The sequence below is a fragment of the Xanthomonas albilineans genome (genome assembly GCF_002939705.1).
In the GTDB taxonomy this organism is placed as follows: Bacteria; Pseudomonadota; Gammaproteobacteria; order Xanthomonadales; family Xanthomonadaceae; genus Xanthomonas_A; species Xanthomonas_A albilineans.
Window position 1 is genome coordinate 1 of record NZ_MDCB01000042.1, and the last position, 3,565, is coordinate 3,565.

At 58.3% G+C, this 3,565-nt stretch carries 4 protein-coding genes and 1 pseudogene; 2 read left to right on the forward strand and 3 right to left on the reverse strand.

The genetic code is table 11. The features are described 5' to 3' along the window. The 3 genes and pseudogenes from XalbCFBP2523_RS16495 to XalbCFBP2523_RS17480 all read right to left on the reverse strand — a co-directional run. The coding region (locus XalbCFBP2523_RS16495; protein ID WP_430523488.1) for a hypothetical protein at window positions 1–359 on the reverse strand (359 nt) is incomplete at its 3' end. Between the two features lie 143 nt (window positions 360–502). Continuing rightward, window positions 503–855 (reverse strand): annotated as a pseudogene (locus tag XalbCFBP2523_RS17475) (IS3 family transposase); the annotation flags it as partial. Next, entirely contained in the window at window positions 806–1,237 is a 432-nt protein-coding gene (locus XalbCFBP2523_RS17480) for a hypothetical protein (protein ID WP_407070990.1), read from the reverse strand. The gene XalbCFBP2523_RS17480 and the pseudogene XalbCFBP2523_RS17475, both read right to left, overlap by 50 nt. 511 nt (window positions 1,238–1,748) lie before the next feature. Between XalbCFBP2523_RS17480 and XalbCFBP2523_RS15505 the strand changes: the two genes are divergently transcribed. Beyond that, window positions 1,749–2,336, forward strand: coding sequence for a hypothetical protein (locus tag XalbCFBP2523_RS15505; protein WP_045766518.1), 588 nt, complete (start codon window positions 1,749–1,751; stop codon window positions 2,334–2,336). A gap of 25 nt (window positions 2,337–2,361) precedes the next feature. Continuing rightward, window positions 2,362–3,565, forward strand: a 1,204-nt coding sequence (locus XalbCFBP2523_RS15510; RefSeq protein ID WP_080928164.1) for a phospholipase effector Tle1 domain-containing protein, incomplete at its 3' end; no start/stop codon positions are given.

Below are 3,565 nucleotides of genomic sequence, written 5' to 3' on the forward strand. Positions count from 1 at the left end.
CGGGCCAGCTCCAGCATGGCGCGGCCTCCCTTGTCGGCATCGCCGATCACCAGGATGTCATAGTTACTTTCAGTGCCGGCCGGCAGAGATGCCGACAGCGCCTTGGCGACGAAGCCCTGTGTAGGGCCGGCGAAATAAACCTTCTGGCGCACGTCAGCATCGGACGCCACGATGTTGATGTTGCTGGGCGTGACACTGGCAAGGACCGCCGCCGGGGCTTCTGCCGGTACTGCGGATACGGGCGCGCCGCCATCTCCTCCACCCCAACCTTGCGGCGTTACCGCCACCACTAGAGCCGCGCCGGCCGTAAGCTGCCACCAGCCGCTGCCCCGATTACACCTGCGTTCTTTCATAATCATGGGGAACCTCTAGAAATATAATTAATGGGGAACCTCTAGAAACCCTCCGCCTCCAAACACAGTCTCACTTCCCCCCCCCGCAGCTAACCATGGCACAAGCGCGCAGCGCCCTCAAGGGGGGGGCGGCAGAAAACTTAAACGGGTTATGTGGCGAGTCCAAGGTCTCTCCGGTACTCGATGGGGCTACGTGCTCTCAGCGAGATCTTGATCCGGTCTGCGTTGTACCAAAGGATGTAGGAGTGCAACGCTGCGATGAAGTCCTCGCTTGTCGTGGACAACCAGCTGTGCGCGTAGAACAGCTCGGTCTTCAGGCGGCCGAAGGAGCCTTCACGCGCAGCGTTGTCCGGCGAGCATGACTTGCGAGACATCGAACGCGTAAGCTTTGCATCAGCGATCCAGGCCATCTGTAGTGGGCGCCGCGATCGGAGTGCATGGTCGGCCGTTGTTTACTGGCTGTGACGGTCCCGATGGCTGCGTCCAGCATCGTGTGGAATATCTTGCTTGCGCTTCATGGATGCAGGTGCGTCGTGGCCGAGCAGCTGATTCTTCCAGGTGTACAGCGATGGACGAGACACGCCCAACTTCTGGGCACAGAATGGAAGCAACGTCCGCGGCGGATACCCGAGCACCTTGATTGTCGTCGCGAAGCAGCGCCCGTTTTCCAGATAGTAAGCGACCGCGAATTCCTTCTGGGCCTGCGAATACGTCGGCGCGCGCGTGGACCGGGTGGCCAAGCCAAGGCCTTGCTCGTATTCCTGGTACCAGTGCTTGAGCGTGTTCTTGGTTGGAAAGCCAAGCTGTTGGATCGTCAGTCCGACCCGTTTGCCGAGCTTGATGTAGAGCTGCACGGCTCGAAGCCGATCCTCGGATGAAAACATGAACTACCCTCCCAGGTAGTCCAAGTTTTCTGCCGCGCCCTCATCCTGCATGCAGATATCTCTCCGGACATCATCCTGGAGGTGAACGACCGCACCATCAATGTGTATATGCGGGCCTTTGTGGAGACTACTGTTTTGCAAGAGCCAGGTAACAAATATAGCAACTCACGCAACGATTTGATCCTCGCCTACACNAGGGAGCATGCAATGGGCAACGAGCATAACGATGCAAGGACATGGCCGGATGACGTGGATGTGTATCCGGCGACGGCACAAGACTTGGCGACATATGAACACCGTCGCCATGCATTGGCGCAGTTCCAGGCGCCGCTGCTGGTCAGTCAAAGCGACACGACTCTATCGTGCTCACGCGTTGGGTAGTAGGCTGCTTCTCTCCCTTCCCACTGGTGGAACCATGGCTGTGCGACCTCCTTTTGCCACGCCGTCCCGTGCAGCACTTCCCCTTCTGCTCACCGCCGTCTTCGCTCACTCTCTGACTGGATGTTCGCGCATGAATACGCCGACCAACGCTCCGACCAATGAACCTCCCGGCATCCATCTGATCGGCAATCTTCCCGTCGATGCTCATGGCACCGTGCATATCGATACCAGTAAGCCGATACCGTTTGCCGAACATGCGTTCGGGGCGGCCTGCTACGACACCTATGGCTGTAAGGTGCTGTACGACGGTAGGTACGAAGCCAACGATCCCGACGATGTCAAACAAATCTCATCGGCGTCGCTAGGGGATGTCTATCCCAATAATCTTAAAGGCAATACGATCAGCATCCGCAACTTCCCACACTTCCCCCCCCCCGCCGAGGTGACATGGCGCTCCAAGGATGGTCAGCCGCATCATGCCTTGGTCGATCTCGAAGCCATCTTCAAGGACAAGGTGATCCTGCATCATGTGCCGCAGAATCAGTTGCCGCCGATCCTGCATGCGGATATTTCTCCGGACATCATCCTGGAAGTGAACGACCGCACCATCAATGTGTATATGAAGGCAATGGTTGATACCACAGTGTTACAAAAGCCAGGTAACAAATATAGCGATTTTCGCGATGACCTGATCCTCGCCTATACCAAAACCTACTGATGGCGTCCTCGCCAGGGAGCATGCAATGGGCAACGAACATCCCGATGCAAAGATATGGCCGGATGACGTGGAAACGTATCCGGCGACGGCACAAGACTTGGCGACATATGCACACAGTCGCCATGCATTGGCGCAGTTCCAGGCGCCGCTATTGGTCAGTCAACAGAATCCCCACACTCGTTTGTTCGTGGCTTGCTTCGATGGCACAGGTAACGACAAGCACAAGGATCCAAAACACATCACCAATATCGGAATCTTGGACGATCAGGTGCATGCTGCTGAAAAGGCTGGTTTTCGCAACATAGGTGGCTACTACGTCCCTGGCGTAGGCACCCAAGACGATGCCTTGCCCCGCATTGCCGACGGCGCTCTGGGCTATAGCTATGGCCCACGGATGGAAGAGATGTACTTCAAATTCATCGACCAAGCCAAAAAGTGGCACGATGAAGACCCGCAAGCCGAAATCAGCATCGTGTCCACCGGCTTCAGTCGTGGCGCGGTCACTGCGGCCATGTTCACTCGCATGATCCATGAGCGCGGTATCCAAGACCGCAAAGACATGAAAATCGACCGTGGTCCACACGGCGAAATCCTCAAACTCACTCCCACGCATCCGCCACTGGTGCCGCCTGGCCGCACCGCGCAGACCGTCGGCTTGCTGGACCCGGTGGCCACTGGCGACATGAATCTGCACGACGTGCGCTTGCCGCCCTCGGTGGTATCTGGCTTGCAGCTCAGCGCCCGCGACGAACGCCGCGATCTGTTCCCGGCCAAAGACATCCTGCATCCCGGCCATTCCCATGACGGGCGCTTCCTCAATTTGGTCCATCCCGGCGCGCATTCGGATATCGGCGGTTCCTACCGGCTCGATGGTTTGTCCGTGCGTAACGGCAATCTGCTGACGGATTATGTCAATAGCCTCAGCGACAAGCCGTTCCTGCAACTGCGCACGGTCTCAAGCGCGCCAGAAATGAACGTCATTCACCGCTCCGAACAGCACGGTTCCTACTACACCACCACCATGGCGACGACCCTCGGGCATCGCGTGCATGTGCATGATCTGGCCGGCCCGGCTATGACCCTGGCTCCATTCGATGCGCAATCCCTGGATGCCGAGCTACGCGCACACTTGCCCTGGCGCCCGGTGGCGGTATCGACCGAACACACCGATCCGGCGCTGCCGGCGTTCTTCCGGGAGCGACCGCATGCGTCAGCGGCACCGCCGCTGC